This is a genomic window from Mesorhizobium sp. M2A.F.Ca.ET.067.02.1.1 (assembly GCF_004023285.1).
Taxonomy (GTDB): domain Bacteria; phylum Pseudomonadota; class Alphaproteobacteria; order Rhizobiales; family Rhizobiaceae; genus Mesorhizobium.
Genome location: NZ_RZSB01000648.1, coordinates 1 through 3445 on the forward strand (window position 1 = coordinate 1; position 3445 = coordinate 3445).

General features: G+C 65.1%; 3 protein-coding genes. All 3 read left to right on the plus strand.

Annotated features, from left to right (window positions below; all coding sequences use genetic code 11):
- Positions 1–808: serine hydrolase (locus EOA28_RS29285; RefSeq protein ID WP_148670924.1), on the plus strand; the 808-nt coding region annotated here is incomplete at its 5' end.
- Between the two features lie 31 nt (positions 809–839).
- On the plus strand, positions 840–2018 hold the full coding sequence (locus tag EOA28_RS29290) for a serine hydrolase (protein WP_127251399.1): 1179 nt from the start codon (positions 840–842) through the stop codon (positions 2016–2018).
- Positions 2019–2140: 122 nt separating this feature from the next.
- A partial coding sequence (locus EOA28_RS29295) for a Tex-like N-terminal domain-containing protein (RefSeq protein WP_281060934.1) occupies positions 2141–3445 on the plus strand: 1305 nt, incomplete at its 3' end.

The following is a 3445-nucleotide window of genomic DNA, read 5'->3' on the forward strand; positions in this document are numbered from 1 at the left end:
GTGCGGCATACTGGTCGGGCGCGGCCTGATCGATCCGGCGAAGCTCGTCACCGACTATCTACCGGAACTCGCCGAAACCGGCTGGGCCGGGGCCACCGTGCAGCATGTGCTCGACATGACGACGGGCGTGCGCTTTTCCGAGGAATACACCGATCGCTATTCCGAGATCGGCCAGGTCGATGTCGCAACCGGCTGGAAGCCGGTCCCACCGGGCGGCGATCCGGAGTTCGCGTGGCCCTCGCACATGTTCGAGCTGATCCTGCGGCTGAAGGACCAGGTGCGCCCGCATGGCGAGGCGTTCGAGTACCGCTCGATCGAGACCGACGTGCTCGCCTTCGTCATGGAGCGGGTGAGCGGCAAGCGCCTGGCGCAGCTCGTCTCGGAGGAGCTCTGGCAGAAACTCGGCGCCGACGAGAGCGCCTGCTTCACTGTCGACAGCGCCGGCTATGCGCTGGCCGATGGCGGCTTCAACGCGACGCTGCGCGACTATGGCCGCTTCGGGCAATTGATCCTCGACAATGGCGGCGGGGTGATCCCGGCCGACTGGATCGAGGCGACGCGCAGCGGCAGGCATGGCCCGAATTTCAGCCCTAGCCTTCCGGACGGGAGCTACCGCAACCAGTTCTGGATCGAGGATTCACACTCGCGCTCGCTGATGTGCCGCGGCGTGTTCGGCCAATTGATCCATATGAGCTGGGAACACAGGATGGTCGTGGTGAAGCTTTCGACCTATCCGGATTTCACCAACAAAGCCTATTCCGTGGCGACGCTGAAGGCCGTCCATGCCATAGCCGCGGCGCTGGCCTGAAAACCCCCAACATAGCAGCCGCGAGAGCATCATGACCGGCAAAACCGCGTTCGAGACACAGTATGGCTTTGCCCGCAAGGACGTGCGGCTTGAGACCTGGCGGCTTTCGCCGTTCAACCGATGGTCGTTCCAGAATGTCGGCGAACTGGTGCCGAGCGCGCATGTCGCGGCGGCGCCCGGCGGCGAGGAGCAGGCAAAATCGGTCGGCACGTTGCTCGAAGAGAAGGTTTCGTTCGCCGGCGGCAGCGAAACCGTCGGGAACTTCTTGAAGCGCTCCGATACGGACGGGCTGACGATCCTGAGGGGCGGCAAGCTGGTCGGCGACTGGTCGGCGCCGCATATGCCGTTCGGAGCGCGTCACATCATCTTTTCGATCAGCAAGTCGGTGACCGCCATTCTTGTCGGCATATTGGAAGGCGAGGGGCTGTTCGATCCCAACGCACCCGTGACGCACTACATCCCGGAGGCCAAGGGCTCCGCCTATGGCGATGCGAGCGTGCGCAACGTGCTCGACATGACGGTCAGCCTCGATTTCGAGGAAGCCTATCTCGATCCGGAAAGCGCGTTTGCCCGTTATCGCCGTTCGACCTTGTGGAATCCGGGCGGCGGGTCGGAAAGCCTCGCGGCATTCCTGCTGACGCTGCAGCGTCTCGTTGAGCCGCACGGGCAGACCTATCGCTACCGCTCGCCCAATTCAGACATGCTTGGCATCCTGGTGGAGCGGGCATCAGGCAAGCGTGTCAGCCAATTGCTCAGCGAAAAGCTGTGGCTGCCGCTGGGCGCCGCAAGCGAAATGTCTGTGACGGTCGACATGGAAGGCACGGCGCGCACCGCCGGCGGCATGTCGATGACGCCACGCGATCTTGCCCGTATCGGCGAGATGATGCGGCAGGGCGGCACGGCCAACGGCCGCCGCATCGTCCCGGAAGCCTGGGTGCGCGACACGGTCGCCACCGGCGGCAGCTTTGAGGCCTGGCAGCGCGGCACGATGGCGTTCCTGTTCCCAAAGGGGCGCTACCGCAACAAATGGTACCAGACCGGCCATGACAGCGGCGCCTTCTGCGGCATCGGTATCCACGGCCAGTGGCTTTACGTCAATCCGAAGACGGAAGTGGTCATCGCCAAGATGTCGTCGCAGCCGGAACCTGTCGATGATCGGCTCGACCTCGACCTCGTCAGCTTCTTCGAGGCGCTGAGCACGATGGTCTGAACCGTTCGGCGGGTCGCATTCATAGCTGTTTCCTGTGGACCTCCAGGGGTAGTTGAAAACGGCGTGGTTGGCGCGGCCGGCATCCCGGCCTATGGTCGCCGCTCTTTTCGACAGGAACGAGCATGGCATCGGACATCAAGCGCATCGCAGCAATCATCGCGGCCGAGATCGGCGCACGGCCGGAACAGGCCGCGGCGGCGATCGGGCTGCTCGACGAGGGCGCCACGGTGCCTTTCGTGGCGCGTTACCGCAAGGAAGTCACCGGCGGGCTCGACGACACGCAGTTGCGCGATCTTTCCGAGCGGCTCGCCTATCTGCGCGAGCTCGACGCGCGGCGCGAGACGATCGTCAGCTCCATCCGCGAGCAGGGCAAGCTGACCGAGGAGTTGGAGGCCAAGATCGCCGCGGCCGCCACCAAGGCCGAGCTTGAGGATATCTACCTGCCCTACAAGCCGAAGCGGCGCACCAAGGCCGAGATCGCCAGGGAACGCGGGCTCGGGCCGCTCGCCGAAGCCATCCTCGCCGACCGCTCCAAAATTCCGGCCGAGCTTGCGCTCGCCTATGTCACGGAAGAGGTGGCCGACGCCAAGGCGGCGCTTGAAGGCGCGCGCGACATCCTGTCCGAGCAGTTCGCCGAGAATGCCGATCTGGTCGGCAAGCTGCGCGCCTATATGAAGGAACGCGCCTTCCTGCGCGCAAAAGTCGTCGACGGAAAGCAGGAGGCCGGCGCGAAATTTTCCGACTATTTCGACCATGTCGAGCGCTGGTCGGGCGTGCCCAGCCACCGTGCGCTCGCCATGCTGCGTGGCCGCAACGAAGAGGTGCTGTCGCTCGACATCGAGGTCGATGCCGACGACGCCTCGCCGGTGAAACCGGTCGAGCGCATGATCGCCAATGCCTATGCCATCGGCGGCACGCTGCCCGGTGACAAATGGCTGATGGAGGTCGCCGGCTGGACGTGGCGGATAAAACTGTCGCTGCATCTGACGCTCGACCTGATGCGCGACTTGCGTGAACGGGCCGAGGAAGAGGCGATCCACGTCTTCGCCCGCAATCTCAAGGACCTGCTGCTCGCCGCTCCCGCCGGCTCGCGGCCGACGATGGGTCTCGACCCCGGCATCCGCACCGGCGTCAAGGTGGCGGTGGTCGACGGCACCGGCAAGCTGGTGGCGACCACGACGGTCTATCCCTTCCCGCCGAGGAACGACATTCGCGGCACGCAGGCCGAGCTTGCGGCGCTCATCCGCCAGCACAAGGTCGAGCTGATCTCGATCGGCAACGGCACCGGCAGCCGTGAGACAGAGAAGCTTGTTGCCGACATGCTGTCGGACCTGCCGGCTGGCGCCGGGCCGAAGCCGCTCAAGGTGATCGTCAGCGAAGCGGGTGCTTCCGTCTATTCCGCGTCGGCCACGGCAGCAGCGGAGTTC

Coding starts and splice junctions, on each gene's coding strand:
- EOA28_RS29290 (WP_127251399.1), top strand. CDS start 840: ATGACCGGCAAAACCGCGTTCGAGACACAGTATGGCTTTGCCCGCAAG.